This is a genomic window from uncultured Winogradskyella sp. (assembly GCF_947498005.1).
Classification (GTDB): Bacteria; Bacteroidota; Bacteroidia; order Flavobacteriales; family Flavobacteriaceae; genus Winogradskyella.
Map to the genome: position 1 here is coordinate 82,129 of NZ_CANMIW010000008.1, position 19,548 is coordinate 101,676.

18 protein-coding genes are annotated in these 19,548 nt (G+C 33.1%); 12 read left to right on the plus strand and 6 right to left on the minus strand.

The window, feature by feature from the left end; genetic code table 11:
- The first annotated feature begins 32 nt into the window (after positions 1–32).
- From rlmB to Q0891_RS14450, 3 genes are all read left to right on the plus strand, one after another.
- Complete coding sequence (rlmB, locus tag Q0891_RS14440) at positions 33–767, plus strand: 23S rRNA (guanosine(2251)-2'-O)-methyltransferase RlmB (protein ID WP_299102668.1); 735 nt, start codon at positions 33–35, stop codon at positions 765–767.
- Positions 768–969: 202 nt separating this feature from the next.
- On the plus strand, positions 970–4,188 hold the full coding sequence (locus Q0891_RS14445) for a SusC/RagA family TonB-linked outer membrane protein (RefSeq protein WP_299102669.1): 3,219 nt from the start codon (positions 970–972) through the stop codon (positions 4,186–4,188).
- Positions 4,189–4,193: 5 nt separating this feature from the next.
- Positions 4,194–5,549: a SusD/RagB family nutrient-binding outer membrane lipoprotein gene (locus Q0891_RS14450; protein WP_299102671.1), complete on the plus strand. Its 1,356-nt coding sequence runs from the start codon at positions 4,194–4,196 to the stop codon at positions 5,547–5,549.
- 109 nt (positions 5,550–5,658) lie between these two features.
- Here Q0891_RS14450 and Q0891_RS14455 read toward each other — a convergent pair whose 3' ends face one another.
- The gene (locus Q0891_RS14455; protein ID WP_299102673.1) at positions 5,659–6,417 is read right to left on the minus strand and encodes a rhomboid family intramembrane serine protease; all 759 of its coding nucleotides are present in this window, start codon (positions 6,415–6,417) and stop codon (positions 5,659–5,661) included.
- Between the two features lie 142 nt (positions 6,418–6,559).
- Here Q0891_RS14455 and Q0891_RS14460 point away from each other — a divergent pair, with 142 nt between their 5' ends.
- Complete coding sequence (locus Q0891_RS14460; RefSeq protein WP_299102675.1) at positions 6,560–7,837, plus strand: replication-associated recombination protein A; 1,278 nt, start codon at positions 6,560–6,562, stop codon at positions 7,835–7,837.
- A 3-nt stretch (positions 7,838–7,840) separates the two neighbouring features.
- On the opposite strand, the gene Q0891_RS14465 is transcribed toward Q0891_RS14460, so the two are convergent.
- The 4 genes from Q0891_RS14465 to radC form a co-directional block, all read right to left on the minus strand.
- Positions 7,841–8,659 carry a hypothetical protein gene (locus Q0891_RS14465; protein WP_299102677.1) on the minus strand — a complete coding sequence of 273 codons (819 nt, stop codon included), beginning with the start codon at positions 8,657–8,659 and terminating at the stop codon, positions 7,841–7,843.
- A 10-nt stretch (positions 8,660–8,669) separates the two neighbouring features.
- Positions 8,670–9,356, minus strand: coding sequence for a YjjG family noncanonical pyrimidine nucleotidase (locus tag Q0891_RS14470; protein WP_299102679.1), 687 nt, complete (start codon positions 9,354–9,356; stop codon positions 8,670–8,672).
- On the minus strand, positions 9,353–10,648 hold the full coding sequence (locus Q0891_RS14475) for a polysaccharide deacetylase family protein (RefSeq protein WP_299102681.1): 1,296 nt from the start codon (positions 10,646–10,648) through the stop codon (positions 9,353–9,355). The genes Q0891_RS14470 and Q0891_RS14475 overlap by 4 nt, the downstream gene beginning before the upstream one ends.
- A gap of 97 nt (positions 10,649–10,745) precedes the next feature.
- Positions 10,746–11,444: a DNA repair protein RadC gene (radC, locus tag Q0891_RS14480; protein ID WP_299102682.1), complete on the minus strand. Its 699-nt coding sequence runs from the start codon at positions 11,442–11,444 to the stop codon at positions 10,746–10,748.
- 109 nt (positions 11,445–11,553) lie between these two features.
- On the opposite strand from radC, the gene Q0891_RS14485 reads away from it, so the two are divergent.
- The 4 genes from Q0891_RS14485 to Q0891_RS14500 are packed head-to-tail and all read left to right on the plus strand — an operon-like array spanning position 11,554 to position 14,375.
- Positions 11,554–12,147: an FMN-binding negative transcriptional regulator gene (locus Q0891_RS14485; protein ID WP_299102684.1), complete on the plus strand. Its 594-nt coding sequence runs from the start codon at positions 11,554–11,556 to the stop codon at positions 12,145–12,147.
- Positions 12,144–12,566 carry a hypothetical protein gene (locus tag Q0891_RS14490; protein WP_299102686.1) on the plus strand — a complete coding sequence of 141 codons (423 nt, stop codon included), beginning with the start codon at positions 12,144–12,146 and terminating at the stop codon, positions 12,564–12,566. Before Q0891_RS14485 ends, Q0891_RS14490 begins: the two co-directional genes overlap by 4 nt.
- Positions 12,567–12,609: 43 nt before the next feature.
- Entirely contained in the window at positions 12,610–13,497 is an 888-nt protein-coding gene (locus tag Q0891_RS14495) for a dienelactone hydrolase family protein (RefSeq protein WP_299102688.1), read from the plus strand.
- A gap of 2 nt (positions 13,498–13,499) precedes the next feature.
- Positions 13,500–14,375 (plus strand): alpha/beta hydrolase, encoded by an 876-nt coding sequence (locus tag Q0891_RS14500; protein ID WP_299102690.1) that lies wholly within the window; start codon positions 13,500–13,502, stop codon positions 14,373–14,375.
- A 13-nt stretch (positions 14,376–14,388) separates the two neighbouring features.
- On the opposite strand, the gene Q0891_RS14505 is transcribed toward Q0891_RS14500, so the two are convergent.
- Complete coding sequence (locus Q0891_RS14505) at positions 14,389–15,027, minus strand: hypothetical protein (RefSeq protein WP_299102692.1); 639 nt, start codon at positions 15,025–15,027, stop codon at positions 14,389–14,391.
- Positions 15,028–15,204: 177 nt separating this feature from the next.
- Here Q0891_RS14505 and Q0891_RS14510 point away from each other — a divergent pair, with 177 nt between their 5' ends.
- From Q0891_RS14510 to Q0891_RS14525, 4 genes are all read left to right on the plus strand, one after another.
- Complete coding sequence (locus tag Q0891_RS14510) at positions 15,205–16,149, plus strand: tRNA-dihydrouridine synthase family protein (RefSeq protein WP_299102694.1); 945 nt, start codon at positions 15,205–15,207, stop codon at positions 16,147–16,149.
- An 84-nt stretch (positions 16,150–16,233) separates the two neighbouring features.
- Positions 16,234–16,860, plus strand: a complete 627-nt coding sequence (locus Q0891_RS14515) for a Crp/Fnr family transcriptional regulator (RefSeq protein ID WP_299102696.1) — start codon at positions 16,234–16,236, stop codon at positions 16,858–16,860.
- Between the two features lie 91 nt (positions 16,861–16,951).
- Positions 16,952–17,152 (plus strand): DUF2892 domain-containing protein, encoded by a 201-nt coding sequence (locus tag Q0891_RS14520; RefSeq protein WP_299102698.1) that lies wholly within the window; start codon positions 16,952–16,954, stop codon positions 17,150–17,152.
- Positions 17,153–17,299: 147 nt separating this feature from the next.
- Positions 17,300–19,501: a radical SAM protein gene (locus Q0891_RS14525; RefSeq protein WP_299102709.1), complete on the plus strand. Its 2,202-nt coding sequence runs from the start codon at positions 17,300–17,302 to the stop codon at positions 19,499–19,501.
- The last annotated feature ends 47 nt before the right edge of the window (positions 19,502–19,548 follow it).

A 19,548-nucleotide genomic window follows, 5' to 3' on the forward strand; every position in this document is an offset into this window, starting at 1 on the left:
ATACCCATTTAATTTTAGGATATTTTATATACATGAAAGACGAAACCACAATTTTTGGTATTAGAGCGATTATTGAAGCCATAAAATCAGGAAAAACCATTGACAAAGTTTTTATGCAAAAGGGTTTGCAAGGAGAACTTTTTAAAGAGTTAGAAAATATAATACGTGCTGAGGGTATCAACTCATCTTATGTGCCTGTAGAAAAATTAAACCGTTTAACTCGAGGTAATCACCAAGGAGCCGTGGCTCAAATTTCACCGATTGCATTTCATGATATTGATGAGATGGTAATGGGTGTTTTAGAATCTAAAAAAACACCTTTGTTTTTATTATTAGATCAACTTAGTGATGTTAGGAATTTTGGAGCCATTGTAAGAACTGCAGAATGTACTGGTGTAGACGGAATAATTATACAGAAGAAAGGTGGAGCGCCAATAAATGGGGACACTATAAAAACCAGTGCTGGTGCAATTTTTAAAATTCCTATTTGTAAAGTAGACCACATAAAAGATGCTGTATTTCATATGCAGTCTTCAGGAATAAAAGTTATAGCCGCAACTGAGAAAGCAAAAAATTATTTGTTTGATGTATCTTTTAAAGAACCGTGTGCAATTATTATGGGATCTGAAGGAAGAGGAATTAATCCTTCTGTTTTAAAAGTGGTTGACAACCAAGCTAAACTCCCTATTTTAGGTGATATTGAATCTCTAAATGTGTCAGTAGCTTGTGGTGCATTCTTATATGAAGCTGTGAGACAGCGACAATAATCCATGCAATTCATTCTATTTTATTCAAATTGAATGCGTTAATATATTATAGGGAATCAATAAATTTAAAACGTTTATTGATTTTTTTTTAATTTATTACCATATAAATTAACAAAACACTAGCTCAATTGTTAAAAAAAGCAAAACAAACTATTGCGAAAACAATATATTTTCTGCATTTTTGTTAAAATTTTAACAATTTATGAAATCACAACTAAAAACAATTTTAACGCTTTTCATGGCGTTTGTGGTGCAACTCACGTTTGCACAAGAAAAAACAGTTTCTGGTACTGTAACAGAAGATTCGGGAATGCCACTTTCTGGAGCTAGTGTTATAGTCAAGGGGACTTCAACCGGAGTCGTAACAGACTTTGATGGTAAGTATTCTATTGATGTAGATACTGGTAGTACATTAATTTTTAGTTACATAGGTTTCGTCACCAAAGAAATGGTAGTAGGCGATTCTAATGTAATAGATGTACAACTGGTTGAAGATGCTTCTGAACTCTCGGAAGTTGTAATTGTAGCACAAGGAATCCAAGCTAAACCAAGAGAATTAGCCTACTCAGTTCAATCTGTAGGTTCAGATGCGATTAACAAATCAAAAGAAACAAATTTAGTTTCTGGGTTAAACGCAAAAGCAGCTGGTGTTCAGGTTACAACGTCTTCAGGATCAGTAGGAGCATCTGCTAACATTAGAATTAGAGGTAATACTTCTATTACAAGATCTAATTCACCTCTATTTATTGTAGATGGAGTTCCTATTGACAACTCTTCATTTACAGAAGATGCTACTCAATCTAATAACAACTCTAGTACAGGTGGTTCTGATTTTTCTAACAGAGCCATTGACATCAACTCTGCTGATATAGAATCAGTTAACATACTAAAAGGTGTTGCAGCTCAAACATTGTACGGATTACGTGCCGCAAATGGAGTAGTTATCATTACAACGAAAAAAGGAAAATCAGGAAAAACAAGAGTTACATTATCTAACTCCGTAGGATTCTCGCAATACAATCAAGGTCCAGATTTACAACGCAAATATGCACAAGGTGGTGTTGTTGGTGGTGTTCAGATTTGGAGAGGCCCTGAAACATTTGAAGGAGATTCTTGGGGACCAAATATTTCTACCTTAGAATATGACGGTGATTCAGCTTACCCATTTGATAGAGGCGGAAGTTTAGTAGCTGCTGGTTCAGGGAATGGAATCGCTGCAAGATCTTATGATCATTACGATTTTTTCAAAACTGGAGAAATATATGACACAAATCTTTCTGCTAGTGGTGGAAATGAAAAAGTGAGATATCGTGCTTCTATTGGAAAATTAACTCAAAAAGGTATTTCACCAAATGAAGATTTCAACAGAAAAACATTTAGAGTTGACGTAGATGCGCAAATGTCTGAAAAATTAAAGCTTGAAGCTTCTGCTCAATATACTAATTCAGGTGGAAACAGAGTACAAAGAGGATCTAACATCTCAGGTATTATGTTAGGTTTATTAAGAACTGCACCAACTTTTGATAATGGAAATGGTCTTACTGGCCAAGAAGCAGCTGATAGCGCTTCTTCTTACTTTTATGATATTGAAGGATCAGAATTACCTGGTCACAGAAGTTATAGAGATGGAATCTATAACAACCCTTATTTTACAGTCGCTAGAAACATTAACCAAGATGACGTTAACCGTATCATTGGAAGAATGGGTCTATCGTATGACTTAAATGATTGGATTAACATTAAAGGTGCTGCATCTGTTGACCGTTATACCGATGTTAGAAAAATTGGTTTTGATGTTTTAGATGCAAGTTACGGTAATGGTAGAATGATTAACGATAACATTTCTAACCAAGATGTAAACTGGAACATGCTTGTAAGTGGTAGAAAGGACTTAAGTGACAAGATGAATTTAACATTTAACCTTGGGTATGACGGTTACTATACTAAATCTAATCGTAGAAGTGTAATTGGTGATGGAATGACTATTCCTGGTTATTTTAACTTAATTAATGTTGAAACAACACAGGCACAAGAAAGCACATCTGCCAAAAAATTAATTGGTACTTTCGCTACTACTACAATTGGTTACGATGACATTTTATTCATTACACCATCGTTTAGAAATGACTGGTCTTCAACTTTACCTGAAGGTAATAACACTTTCCAATCTTATTCTATTGGTGCTAGTTTTATCTTTAATGAATTACTTTTTGAAAATAGTGATGCTGTGGATTACAGTAAATTAAGGTTATCGTACGGTAAAACTGGTAACGATGCACCAATTTACGCTACAACAACAAACTTTTCTGGGTATTCTGCTTCAGGAGATGGATTCATTCAAAGTGTAGCGTTTCCAGCATATGATCAAGTTTCGTTTGAAAGATCTTCAAGAGCTGGTAATCCTGATTTAACACCAGAAATTACTACTGAATTTGAAATTGGATTAGAATTTAAAATGTTTTCAAACCGTTTAAATTTTGATATAGCATACTATAATAAAGAAACTAAAGATCAAATCATACCTGTTGATGTTGCTCCTTCTTCTGGATTTATTGATCGTTTTGACAATGTTGGATTAATATCGAATACGGGTGTTGAAATTTCTTTAGGAGGTACACCAGTACAAACAGATGATTTTTCTTGGGACATAAGCATGAACTGGACAACATATGAAAACGTAGTTGAAGAACTTACTGAAGGTGTAGAATTTATTACATTAAATGGATTTACAAGTACATCTTCTGTTGCAATTGTTGGTGAATCTTATGGTTCTATTTACGGTTCTAGATTTTTAAGAAACGATTCTGGTGAAGTATTGATTGACGATAATGGTTACCCATTACAAGATCCTACAGATGGTGTTGTTGGTGATCCTATCCCAGACTGGGTAGCTGGTATTAGTAATACTTTCACTTATAAAGACTTAAGCTTATCAGTACTTTTTGATATTAGACAAGGTGGTGATGTTTGGTGTGGTACATGTGGTATACTAGATTACTTTGGTACATCTGCTGCTACTTTAGTAAGAGAGGAATCATTAGTATTTAATGGTGTTGTACAGTCAACTGGACAACAAAATGCGCAATCAGTTCCTTATTATGATAACACGGTAAGTGAAAATAATAATGTTTGGAGACGTTACGGATTTGGTGGTTTATCAGAATCTAACGTATACGATGCTTCTTGGGTACGTTTAAGAGAAATCACTTTAGCTTACCAAGTGCCTAGTAAATATTTAGAAGGTATGTTTATTGATGGAATTAGTATTGCAGCCTATGGTAGAAACTTATGGTTAAATACTGATTATCCAGGAATTGATCCAGAAACAAATTTAACTGGAGATAGTAATGGTCTAGGTTTGGATTATTTTAACCAACCTAATACTAAGAGTTATGGATTTGATATAAAATTTAATTTTTAATAAAGATGAAAAAGATAAAAATAATATTAATTGGGATTCTTTCTATGGGATTAATCTCATGTGAAATAACAGACACAAATGTGGATCCTGATAATCCGTCTGCAGACGTAGTAAATGCAGGTGCGATTTATCCAGGAATGATAACTCAAACTCACAGAAACATTGTTGCTTTAAACGGTAGAATTGCAGGAATTGTAATGCAACAGTTTGATGGTTTAGATGCACAGCAGATTGCATACGGACAATATAACATTGGAGAAAGTGATATTGACAACAGTTGGGGCTTTGGTCTCTATGGTGCAGGTTCAATGACAGATTGTTTTGTAATTACTCAAAATAATACTGGTGAAGTAAGTGCTTTAGCAAAGTTATATATGGCAGCGAATTTAGGAATGACAACAAGTACTTGGGGAGATATCCCTTACAGTGATGCATTTTTAGGTGATGAAGGAAATGTTACGCCATCATATGACTCCCAAAGCAGTATATATGCTGATATTCAAACATTATTAACTGAATCGATTAATGAAGGTGTTGCTAGTGGTGTTGGTGAATTTTTCGGAGCTGGTGGAAGCGCAGATTGGGAAGGAACTGCTCACGCCTTAAAAGCTAGATATTATTTGCATTTAACTTCAGTTGATCCAACTGCTGCTCAAAATGCTTTAAGTGAAGCACAAATGGCATTTACTAGTACAGCAGATCAACCTGATTTTGTTTACAGTTTACCTGCTCAAAATGCTAACCCACTATATTTATTTGATAACGACAGACCTAGTACAATGGGATTCGGTGCAACTTTAAATACAATGATGACAAGTGATCCTAGATTAGCTTTATATACTACAGACGGAGAAACTTTTGCATCAGATGATTTATTCTGGGGAAAGGCAACATCGCCAACGCCTTTAATTTCTTATTGGGAAGTTAAGTTCATTGAAGCTGAAGCTATTGTAAGAACTAGTGGTGCAGATCTTGATGCCTTAACAGCATTGCAAGAAGCTGTTAGATCTAACATGTTATATGTAGGTGTATCTACAACTGATGCAGATCTTTATGTAAATACATTAACTTTAACTGGTACTTCTGAAGATAAAATTGAAACTATCATAACTGAAAAGTATAAGTCTTTATACGGAAATGGACCATTAGAAGCATGGGCTGATTATAGAAGAACAGGTTATCCTGATTTAACTCCTAATCCAGATGCTGTTCCTAGTTTTAATCCATCAGGAGTAATTCCAAGAAGATTCTTATATCCTATTACGGAAAGAACAACTAATAGTGCAAACTATGATGCTGCAATTTCATCTCAAGGCGGTCATTTGCTAGATGATGATATGTGGGTTTTTCCATCTAACTAAACTAAGTAGTATCTATTATTTAGAGGTTAGTCTAAAAAAAGGAGGTTATCGTAAGATAATCTCCTTTTGTTTTTTTTATATCTTAGGTTAAACTTTTTTAATCCTTCCGTCATTCATTATCATCCTTTTTAAAAATATATCTAATTTTTAATTCTTTCGTGCCCTCAGAATTATCTTCAATTTCAAGATCATTTTCAATTTCCGGCTTCAATTCAATAAAATTACCATTCTCATCAAAGTGTTTCATAAATGGATCATCATCTTCATTATAATGAGGTTCTTCCCATTTGTAACGTTCTGGCTTTGCTATTTGTTTTCTAAAAATTAAGGCAAATAATAAACCCGTTATTAACCCAGACAAATGGCCTTCCCAAGACATGCCTGCTTTTATCGGAAACACATACCAAATCATACTTCCGTATAAAAATATAACCAATAAGGATAATGCAATTAATCTGTAATGCTTGGCAAAAATGCCTTTAAAAAATATAAAACTAACCAAAACATAAACTAAACCACTTGCTCCGATATGGTTACCGTGATTAGCAATTAACCAAGTTAATGCTCCTGATAAGAGAATGCCGAAGCCAATGACTTTCCATGCTATTTTATTATAAAAATAAAATAACGACAAACTAAGTACAAAAAGTGGCACTGAGTTATTATAAATATGGTTAATATCACCATGCAAAAATGGGCTTGTTACTATACCAAATAAACCTTCAAGCTCTTGTGGTCTAATACCAAAATTATTTATGCTTCCATCAATTCTAACCTGATACCAAAATACTAGCCAAACAGCAAATAGTATTATCAACGGGTAAACAATGATGCTATTAGAATATTTAAATTGTTGGTTGTTGCTCATGTTAAATTTCTATTTCAATTTTATATCCAAAATGGAAATGTCTGCAAAATTGGCAGAGCAAAAAGATAAAACCATTTGCTTATAATGTGGAATTAACGAATTAATTGAATTCATAACAAAAGCATTTTGTAATTTTGAAACCATGAATACACCTTTAGCAGAACGTCTTAGACCAAACACATTAGATGACTACCTAAGTCAACAGCATTTAGTTGGCAAAGATGGTATGTTATACCAGCAAATTAAAAGTGGCGTTATTCCATCTATGATATTTTGGGGACCTCCTGGAATTGGAAAAACTACATTGGCTAATATAATTGCCAATGAATCTGAACGTCCATTTTTTAAACTAAGCGCCATTAATTCTGGAGTAAAAGATATTCGGGAGGTTATTGACAAAGCGAAGAAAAGCGGTGGCTTGTTCACAGCTAAAAATCCTATTTTATTTATTGATGAAATTCATAGGTTTAGTAAATCTCAACAAGATTCACTTTTAGAGGCTGTAGAAAAAGGATGGGTTACACTTATTGGCGCAACTACTGAAAACCCAAGTTTTGAGGTTATCTCTGCACTTCTATCAAGATGTCAAGTTTATACGTTGAATGCTTTTAGCAAAGCAGATTTAGAAGCTCTTTTACAACGTGCTTTAAAGCAAGACACAAAACTTTCTAAATTAAACATTGAATTAAAAGAAACAGAAGCCTTATTGAGGATCTCTGGTGGTGATGCCCGAAAGTTATTGAACATTTTTGAGTTATTAATTGCTTCATTTGAAGACAATAATATTATTATCACTAATGAACTAGTGACCAAACAAGTGCAGAACAAAGCTGCACGATATGACAAAACTGGTGAACAACATTACGACATTATTTCTGCATTTATTAAATCTATTCGTGGTAGTGATCCTAATGCTGCAGTTTATTATTTAGCAAGAATGATTGAAGGCGGAGAAGATGTTAAGTTTATAGCGCGACGATTGCTAATTCTCGCTAGTGAAGATATTGGTAACGCCAACCCAACTGCGCTAGTAATTGCTAATAATACATTTCAAGCTGTTTCTGTAATAGGTCATCCTGAATCTCGTATTATATTAAGTCAGTGTGCAACATATTTAGCGAGTTCTGCTAAAAGTAATGCTGCTTATGAAGCCATTAATAGAGCTCAACAATTAGTGAAAGAAACTGGCGATTTATCGGTGCCGTTAGCCATGAGAAATGCGCCAACAAAACTAATGAAAGAATTGGGATATGGCGATGATTACAAGTACTCTCACAGTTACGAGAACAATTTTGCTGCTCAAGAATTTTTACCTAGTGAAATTGCAAACACCCAATTGTATAGTCCAGGAAATAATGCACGTGAGCAAGCACAGCGAAATTATTTAAAACAACTGTGGAAAGAAAAATATGGTTACTAAGTTTTAGAATTTAATATTGATAGACTCTTGCTCTTTTAGCTCACCATTATTTTCAGAATAGTACCAAAATCCATCTTGCTTAAATACAATTGCACTTTTTCCTTTTACTAGATAGACATTCTCTGCAGCTGTATTAAATAGAATCATCACTACTCTGGGCTCAGAGTTTACCAATTGGAACCCATTAGAAATCTCCTGTGCATAGTATTTTTCATTTTTAAAAGTAGTTGATATATTTGAAACCACTGCCTTCTCTTCCTTTTTATTTTCAGGTTTGAAGGTGCCTTCTAAAGTAGGTTCTTTTTTTTCTAATTCAAGATCTTTCGTCTTAGCAACCACTACTTTAGTTTCTGTCATCACAACTTCCGCTTCTTTATCTTTCTCATCTCCTGAATACTTATATTCTATATTTTGAAATGTTTCAAAAGCATTTCTTAATGCCTCAACGTAGGCTTTATCATATGTTTTTAAGCGCGATTCACCAACTTTTGAAGTCATTACCACAGCATCATAACAATCCTTGAGTGTCATTTCTAACTTTGTTTTAAACATTCCACTCTTAGTATTAGACAATTCTACTTTTAGTCCATTACATAATTCACTTTTTAAATTCTCCGGAATTTCATCAGTAAAATAAACTTGATATCCATGCTTATTAAATAAAAATTTAGTCAATGAATTTAATTGATACTGATCATCTGACTTTGAAAATTCATATTTTTTTGGAACAATGATATACTTGTAATTATTGATGTCTTTTTGAGCTATTCCATATACACTGATGAGAATAAACGATAGCGTAAAAATTAGTTTCTTGAACATAGTATGTCTTTTATAAATGATTTATTAATGCTTTTAATTCTGTAACGCTTTTAAAGTTCCCTGAGTTACTAAGGTTTTTATAATCAAAATGTATGGTATCCATTCCTATATTATGTGCACCTTCAATATCGGCTTCCAGACTATCACCAATCATTATACTTTCTGATGGTTTCGCTTGAGCTAACTCTAATGCAAAATTAAAAATTTTTGGATTAGGTTTTTTTACACCTACCATTTCAGAATCAGTAATGGTTTTAAAGTATTGTTTTATATTTGAGGTTGCCATTTTCTTTTCTTGAGCTTCATGGAATCCATTGGTAATAATATGGAGTACATACTTTTCCTTTAAATAATTTAGAGTCTCAAAAGTGCCTTCAAATAGATGATTAAACGAAGACAAGTGATCAATATAGGCATCAGACAAGAGATTGATTAAATCATCTTCAACAGACATATTAACACCATCAAAAGCTTCTTTCAACCTTCCATATCGCAATGCTGACTTGGTTACTTTTTCTTCTCGATAAAGTTTCCAAAATTTCAAATTTATAGGTTCATAGACTGATAAAAAATCTTTGGTATCAATTTCAATTTTATTCAGTTTAAAAATTTTATCAAAAGTTAAACCAGAATTTTTATCAAAATCCCAAAGTGTATGATCTAAATCAAAAAAGACATGTTTTATTCTATTTTTCATTCGGCTGAATCTAATACTAAATTGAATAATGACCTAAAACCTTTCCAACGTTCTAAATCGCTAAAAGCATAGTTGTGAAATATGGGAACAAAAGTACCATTTACTGCTTTTATTTCGTTAATAATTTTTTGTAAATGTTCCGTTTTATCTAATTTTGAATTGTACTTCAATAAGCTAAAATCTAAACATTGGTAAGGGTTGATTCTCAATGGTGTTTGCACTTCGTAATCTAAATCGTAAAATTGAAAAGGTGTACATGTACCTGCCCTAAAACCCAAAGTGTTAATATAGCCCATGGTAAAATCTTCGTTAATTTCTAACTCTACCAAGTTACGGTACGATGTAGGTAAATTTAATTTAGAAAACGAGTGACGTACGGCCTTCAAACCGTTATGGGTTATGGCTTCCATTTTAAGTTTTTCTTTTTTCATAACTTCTACATCATCAAGAGCAAAATAAGATGCCTTTATACCAACATCACAGTAATCTGCAACCGATTTTATTAATGAAACAAATTGCTTTTTGTTAGTATTTATATTTTTGTCATATGTAGAATATTCGCCTATTAAAAACAGAACAATGAATTTAAATTTATATTGCTTTTGTTTTCTAATGATCCACTTAAAGGTATCGTAAGGATCGCGTTTAAAACCCATTAAAACGGAATATCTAAGATACAATTGCTTTAATTTAAAACGTCTTAAATCGTTTAAGGTACCACCAATGGTACGCAACAATCCTTTGTTTTTAAAATAATATGCCACTGGTACATCAATTACTGGTTTTACTTGATATGTACGATTTGGAAACTTATAATCTGGAAATCGTTCCTTCAAAACTTCCTTTAATTTATATGCCCAAATATCAATGACTGGTTGATGCAGAAAATTAGATTTATAAGCTACACTTTCCGTAGCTAAAAAGCGACCGTAATCATCTTTTACGTGCGGTAAATATTCTTCGTATCTACTTAATAAATAAAACGAAGCGGCAAAAATATCAAATGGTAAATCACTGCGCTCTCCTGTGGCAAAAAAACCTTTTGTATTGCCCCATTGTTGTGAGTTAACTTCAATATCAGACAAGCCAGTCTCAAACAATAATTCATTGCTCCTAATAAACAACTCATTACTTAGTGGTTGTTTAGCATAAGACATTTTAAGACTATCATGTGCTATAAAGTCTTCTACTTTAGATGTAAACCGCACTTCAATTCCTAAGATACGTTTACAAATATGCTTAAACGTATAGGTAACTCTCGGTGTAATTTTATGTGTATAAACTAATAGCATATGGCTTTGCGAATTCCAAAAAGATAAAAATAACAAATTCCAAAGTTGAAATAACTAATTTGGTTGGTTATGTTTTCGTTTAATAAAAACAGACGTTCTAAAGAATACTTTCATCTGCAAAACTATAGTAGGCGCTCTCAGTAATAATTAAATGATCTAATACAGAAATATCTAAACTTTGCGATGCCAATTTTAATTTGCTGGTAATATCCTTATCTGCTTTACTTGGTATCAGCGTCCCAGAGGGATGGTTATGTGCAAGGATTAGTGCCACTGCTCCTACTTCAAGTGCATTTTTAAGTACTAATCTTACATCTACTAAAGTACCTGTAATACCTCCTTTACTTAGTTGATTTTTTTTAATGACTTTATTAGAGTTATTGAGATATAGAATCCAGAATTCTTCATGTGGTAATTCGCCAATAATGGGTTGCATAACATTAAATACCGAACGGCTTGAGGTAATTTTATCTAATTGAAGTGCCTCTTCTAACCGTCTTCGCTTTCCTAATTCTAAAGCTGCAGCAATAGTTATGGCTTTAGCTTCGCCAATACCCTTAAATTCCATTAACTGAGCAAGTGATAATTTCCCTAAAGCATTTAGATTATTATCTACGCTAGCAAATATCCGTTTACAAAGAGCCACAGCACTTTCATCTCTATTACCAGACCCAATTAAAATAGCAATCAACTCTGCATCACTTAGAGTTGCTTTTCCTTTGTCTCTTAGCTTTTCCCTTGGCTGATCATCTAGCGACCAATTTTTAATTGAAAATGAATTTGGATTCCCTGCCATGCTTTAAAGATAAAAAATTGTAAATTTCAAGTATCATTATTTTCAATAATATTACAAACTTTATAATGACATAAATCAATATCTTGAAACAATATCAGGATAATAGCAAATGAACTATCCACCAAAACACCATCAAGACGACAGCCGTGATCATTTAATAGAGGTTATAAAAAACTATCCTTTAGCCACTGTTATTTCAGTTAAGGAAAACCAACCGTTTATAACACATTTACCTTTAATTTATGATAATGAAACACTCATTGGCCATATAGATATTTATAATCCTCAGGCACAATTATTGAAAGATAATAAAGACATTACTATTATTTTTGGAGGTCCAGAATGTTATATCTCTCCTAGTATTTTTTCTACTACTCAATTACCGACATGGAACTATATTAAAGTACATATAAAAGGAAAAGTTGAAGCTATAGAAGACAAAATGGCTTTAAAAAAATCGTTAATCACAATGACAGAATTTTTAGAAGCGCCCGAACACAACTATGTTTTAGAATCTGAAAATCCTAGATTAGACAAAAATTTAAAATACATAGAAATGTTTAAAATTTCCATTACCGATTGGGAAGGAAAATTCAAACTTTCTCAAGATAAAAAACCAAAAGACAAAGAAACGGCCAAAGCAGAATTAATTAAAGCAAACCAAGAGAGTATTAAACAATTTCTAGATCGTGTTTTTAAATGAAGATCATCCTAATAATACATTTAGTTGCTACGATATTCATGACTGGGTTATGCTGGTTTGTACAAATTGTACACTACCCACTTTTTAGAGCTATTGAAAGAAACGAATTCCCTAGTTATGAACGTAAAAATGTTATTACAGGCTTTATTACAGTTCCTGTTATGGTTATTGAGTTAATTACAGGTCTCATTCTATTGTATCATTTTCAAGATAACTTACACTTATTAAATATGGTATTATTAACCTTTATTTGGTTAAGCACTTTCATTTTTCAAGTTCCTATCCATTTAAAATTAATGCAAGAAGGTTCCCCTGAATTAATCACGAAAGTGATTAAAACAAATTGGATAAGGACATTAAATTGGACAGCAAGAACACTTTTGCTTGGGTATCTAATTTGGACATTAATCGTTTTTTGACAGGCCAATAAAAAATCTTATATTAATAGAAAAAAATAGCATTATGAAAGACTTAAAAAAAGAAGATATAAAGCAAGAAGTTTTTGATCTATATGATGATTACGCACACAATAAATTGAACAGAAGGCAATTTGTAGAAAAGCTATCGTTATACGCTGTCGGTGGAGTTACGCTTTCTTCGCTAATGAATTTTATGTCTCCAGACTATATAAATACGTTATTAGTAAAACCAGATGACCCTACCTTAGATTCTGATTTTATTACCTACGATTCTCCTAAAGGAGGCGGAACTATTAAAGGACTACTATCTCAACCAAAGGATAACAAAACAAAATTACCAGGTGTTATTGTTGTACATGAAAACAGAGGATTAAACCCATATATTGAAGATGTTGGCAGACGTACCGCAAAAGAAGGTTTTATTTCATTAGCACCAGATGCCTTATCTCCACTTGGTGGATATCCTGGAAATGATGATGATGGTAGAGCGATGCAAAAAAAGAGAAACCAGCAAGAAATGCTTGAAGATTTTATCGCAGCATATAACTACTTAAAAAACCACGAAAACTGTGATGGTAACGTTGGTGTAGTTGGGTTTTGTTTTGGTGGTTGGATTTCTAATATGATGGCTGTCCGTATACCAGATTTAGCAGCGGCAGTCCCTTATTATGGTAGACAGCCCGAAGCAGAGGACGCTGCAAAAGTCACAGCTCCACTTTTACTTCAATATGGCGAATTAGACACTAGAGTAAATGCTGGTTGGCCAGCTTACGAAGCCATTTTAAAAGAAAACAAAATTGAACACACAGCTTATATTTACCCTAATGTTAATCATGGCTTTCATAATAACACAACACCAAGGTATGATAAGGAAGCGGCAACATTATCTTGGCAAAGAACCATTGCATTTTTTAAAAAACATTTAAAATAAACATGAAGTTCCATGCATTGATTACCAGTTTTATTTTAGCATTTTGCTGTATAATTTCTGCGCAAGAAAAAGAATATAAACCAGTAAAATTCCCTAAAGGTTACACCTCTCAACTTGATGTAGTTTACAAAACCGTTAATGAATGGGAAGGTCGCATAGACTTGTACACTGAGCAAAATGCAAAAGAGTCAACACCAATTTTACTAAATATTCATGGTGGTGGTTGGAATCATGGCGAAAAAGAATCTCAATCTGGTTTTGGTTCCTTTTTTAAAAATGGATATGCCGTCGCTAATGTAGAATATCGATTAGTAGATGTTGCTCCTGCACCTGCAGCGATTGAGGACGTGAGATGTGCATTAATCTATATCTACAATAATGCGAAAGAATTAAATATAGACACTAATAAAATAGTCATAATGGGTGGATCTGCTGGAGGACACTTGGCACTTATGGCAGGACTACTTGGCAACAATTCAATCTACGATGAAGATTGCACATACAAAGGCGAAATAAAGATAGCAGCTATTATAAACAAATATGGTGTTACCGATTTAGTACCACTTGCAAAATGGAAGTCTGCCAAACGATGGTTGGGAAAGAACTATCTCGATGCAGAGTTCACACAATCCGTGTCTCCATTGTATTATGTTACCGAAGACAGTCCTCCAATATTTATTGTGCATGGCGATGCAGATCCCATTGTTCCTTATTCACAATCCGTGAAACTTTATGAAGCTTTAGTTAACAACAACGTCGTTACAGAATTTTTATCCATTCCGAATGGTAAACATGGTAAATTTAAAAACGAAGATAAAAAACTATTTAGAACAAAAATGTGGCAATTTCTTAAAGAACTCAACTTATCCAATTTCTAAGTCAAACCCATATTTATTGAACCACATAAGACACCAAACGTCTTTTTATTTTTGGTACTTCTTCACTCATCAGAGAAGATGTATCATAAACTAAACCGATACCATCGACATAAAAAAAGTGATCTAAAGCATTAGCTTGTTCGCCATTTGATTGTATGGCATAGCGTTGAGAATATGTACTTTCAAACGTAACTGCTTCTACTGTAATTTCGTTATCTACAGCAACTAATTGATCGTAAATTGTCGCAAAACCGAGTTCTGCGCTTGTTCTGGCAGAGAAATCATTATTGGCATATTTAACTTTTCCGGTTTCCCAAATCAGATAACCTACAGAATCTCTTAATAATTCAAAATGTTCACCATTAGGATTACAAAATGCTATGCCGTTTTCATTGCCTGTAGTTAATTGTCTAAATTTATAATACGTATTTCCGTTAACTAACTCTGTACCAACTATACTCACAGAATCTATGACGTTTATCTCATCATATTCTTGGGTGCTATTATTATACTTGTAGTTTTTATAGACCCATTGATTACCAACGGTAAGTGCGTAAAAATTAGAATCAGGATTTTGGAAATTCTCATCAGTATCAGTAGCACAAGACGATACTAAAAAGGCGAAAACAAAGGCATAAACAATTCGTTTCATAACTTTAGTGATTGATTATTGGTTGAAACGTAGAACTGCTTTATGCGCGATTGGTTAAGGATTGTTACTTTTACCAACGTAAAAAAATTAAATTTATTATTACGGCATCAAGATTTGACTTTCTGAAATAATTCAACGACATTCGTTTCTTAACTTCCATAAAAATCAGCACCTAAAATGTCAATTACACTTTTATCATCGCCATTACAAGGGTTTACTGATTTTAGATTCAGAAATGCATTTAACCACTATTTTGGCGGCATTGACACTTATTATGCACCATATATAAGATTCAACAAAAAGTTAATTATAAAGAACTCTTATCAACGCGATTTAAAAATAGAACACAACACAGAACTCGAGGTTATTCCGCAAATAATGACTAATAATGCAGATGAGTTTCTGTTTGTGGTAGACTACATTCAAGAATTGGGTTATAAAGAATTGAACTGGAATTTAGGTTGTCCTTACCCAATGGTCACTAACCGAGGAATGGGTTCCGGTTTAATTTGTGATCCTGAAAAAATTAATCACATTTTAGATCGTGTGCATTCTGAAACAGATATTTTAGTATCCATGAAAATGCGAATGGGTTATGACAACCCTGAAGAAATCTTACATGCCTTTCCTATTCTAGATGCTTATCCATTAAAGAATATTGCTATACATGCTCGCATTGGTAAACAACTTTATAAAGGCGGTGTTAATTTAGATGCTTTTCAAAAATGTATAGAAAGCACCAAACACAAATTGTACTATAATGGCGATATTACTTCTGTTGCTAAATTAAAAGCGATGCAAACTAGATTTCCTAGTATAGATCATTTTATGATTGGCAGAGGACTCATAGCAGATCCGTTTTTACCAAGTATGATCAAAAATGACACTACAGAACATCCTAAAAACCGATGGGATATCTTTAGAGAGTTTCATGACACTATTTACCATCAATACGATGAAGCCTTATCAGGACCAACACCAATAAAAATGAAAATGCAAGGCTTCTGGGAATACTTTGCGCAGTCGTTTTCTAATCCACAAAAGACGTTTAAGAAAATTAAAAAAGCGAATAATCCAAGAGCTTACCAACAAGCTGTTGCTGAGATTTTAAAGAATGGATAAGCGTATAGTCTTTAAAAATTTAGCTATATTTCTTCCGTATATTAATTATAAAACGGTCGCATTCGAATTCAAATAATAAAAAAAATGGAATTTGATAAAAACATCTTATCCTTTTTAAAGCCTAAATTAATAGAGGAATTAAATGATAAATCTTTACTAAAAGAATTTCCAAAAGGCACTGAAATTTTAAGAGAAGCACAATACGTAAAAGTGTTGCCTATTGTACTCAATGGCCTTGTTAAGGTTTACTCTAGATTTGACGAAAAAGAGCTACAACTCTATTACATAGAGCCTGCTCAAAGTTGTGTAATGACATTCTATGCTGCTCTTAAAAATACGCCGAGCAAAGTATGTGCTACAACAGAAGAAGATTCAAAAATATTACTAGTACCTGTTGAATATCTACCTATTTGGCTTAAAGAATATCCAGATTTCAATGAACTCTTTTTCAATCAGTTTAATTTACGCTATTCCGAATTATTAGATACCATTGGTCATTTACTCTTAGATAAAATGGACAAAAGACTGTATGACCACATTAAAAAGAAAACGGAACTAACGAATAGTAATTCTATTAAAATGAGTCATAGTCAACTAGCAAACGAACTCGGCACTGCAAGAGAAGTTATTACTCGAGTTTTAAAAAAGCTTGAAACTGACGAAAAAGTGGTTCAAAATTCTGGCGAAATAAAAATTATCAACGACTGGTGACTACAGTCACTGCACAGCTTAAAAATGCCCATTACTTTTGTCTTGCAATGATGCAACAACATTTAAAATTTACATAAGATGAAAAAAAAACATGGGTAACACTGACAAAATCATAAGATTTGTAATTGCTATAATAGTAGGTATATTATTCTTTACAGGAACAATTTCAGGAACATTAGGTATTTTATTATTAGTATTAGCAGGTGTTTTTGTTTTAACTAGTCTAGTTAGTTTTTGTCCGCTGTATACTATATTTGGTATACGTACTTGTCCTATTGACAAAAAAGACTAAAACACTATTATAACTTTATTTAGTTGGTGTAAAACGGAATTAATACATCGAGAATCGGTGTTAACTTTTACAGTTCTCGATGCTATTATTTCAATATACTGAATATTTTTAGGTCTATATTTGTAGCAACATTTTTAAACCGAAATATTGAAAGACCTTTTACTCATAACGCCTCCATTTACTCAACTCAACACACCATATCCTGGCACAGCGTATCTAAAAGGGTTTTTAAACACAAAAGGAATTGAGTCTTTTCAAATGGATTTGGGTATAGAGGTAATTTTAGAATTATTTTCTAAATCTACGTTTCAGGACTTATTTAATCTTGCTTTTGAGAATGACCGTATTCAATCTGAAAACTGTCAACGTATTTATGCACTGAAGGAAATTTATTTAAAATCTTTAGATGACATTATTTTATTTCTTCAAGGGAAAAACCAAACCTATGCTAGGCAAATTTGTAGTGACGGATTTTTACCACAAGCCTCTCGTTTTGACCAATTAGACGACATGGATTTTGCGTTTGGCTCTATGGGAATGCAAGATAAAGCCAAGCATTTAGCTACCTTGTATATTGAAGATTTGTCCGATTTTATTGTAGAATGTATTGATCCAGATTTTGGTTTTAGTCGTTACGCAGAACGTTTGGGCCAAAGCGCCAATTCTTTCAATGCGCTTTATACGCAATTACAAGATGATGCCACATATATTGATCAAGTTACTTTAGAAATTTTAGATCGTCAGATTAAAGAAACGCAACCAAAACTAATCTGTTTTTCGGTGCCTTTTCCTGGTAATTTATATAGTGCTTTTCGTTGCGCACTGTACATAAAAACAAATTATCCTGACATTAAAATTGCAATGGGTGGTGGTTTCCCTAATACCGAATTACGTTCTGTCAAAGATGTTAGAGTTTTTGAGTTTTTTGATTTTATTACCTTAGATGATGGTGAATTACCAATTGAATTGCTCTATAAAAACATTTGTCAATCAGAGTCAAAGCAAAGCGTCTCAGAACAAGAATTTAAACGCACCTATTTACTATTAGATGACGTTGTTACTTACAAAAATAACAGCACATCACCAGATTATAAACAAGCCGAAGTTGGTACACCAGATTATTCAGACTTGTTGTTAGACCAATATATTTCTGTCATAGAAATTGCCAACCCAATGCACAGCTTATGGAGTGATGGCAGATGGAACAAACTAACCATGGCTCATGGTTGTTATTGGGGAAAATGTACGTTTTGCGATATTTCTTTAGATTATATTAAAATTTACGAACCCGTCGCTGCTAGCCTTTTGGTCGACCGAATGGAAACACTAATTGCACAAACAGGAGAAACCGGATTTCATTTTGTAGATGAAGCTGCACCTCCTTCTTTAATGAAAGCTTTAGCGCTCGAAATTATAAAACGAGACCTCAGCGTTACATGGTGGACAAATATTAGGTTTGAAAAAAACTTTACACAAGACCTCTGTCTTTTACTAAAAGCTTCTGGCTGCATTGCCGTTTCTGGTGGTTTAGAAGTAGCTTCTGATCGTTTATTAAAATTAATAGACAAAGGTGTAACTGTTACACAAGTAGCACAAGTTACGCGCAATTTTACGGAAGCCAATATTATGGTACATTCGTATTTAATGTATGGGTATCCCACACAAACTACGCAAGAAACAGTAGATAGTTTAGAAATGGTTCGCCAGCTTTTTGAAAACGGAATTTTGCAATCTGGTTTTTGGCACCAATTTGCCTTAACAGCGCATAGTCCTATAGGTTTGCATCCTGAAGATTATGGGATTACTCCAAATTATAAAACCATAAGTTTTGCTAATAATGATGTGGACTTTTCAGATTCTACAGGGATAGATCATTCGCAATTTAGTTATGGTTTAAAGAAATCTCTGTTTAATTTTATGCATGGTATTGGCTTTGATTTACCATTACATGATTGGTTTGATTTCACAGTACCTGAAACTACAATTTCTCCAGATTTCATCTATAACTGTTTAGCAGAAGAAGTAGAACCTACTATTAAGCCAAGTGCTAAAATCACGTGGTTAGGTGGTTTACCTTTAATTTCTGAATTTTCTAAATCAAAAAAAGGAAAAATCATAAACTATTTAGAATTTACGTTTCATGATGCTGTAGAAAGCTATCAAATTACTCTCGAAAAACAAAAAGGACTTTGGCTTTTAGATACTTTAGCAGGCCTTACACCGCAACAGCAACCTCAAACATTTAAACAGTTAAAAACCAATTTTGAAAATCAATTTGAAAATTTTGAATTGTTTTGGTATTCTAAACCTGTGGATATACTGCGTGGTTTTGGACTTTTGGTATTATAAATATTTATATTAATCTTAGTCTAAACAAACACCATGTAAGGCTTTCA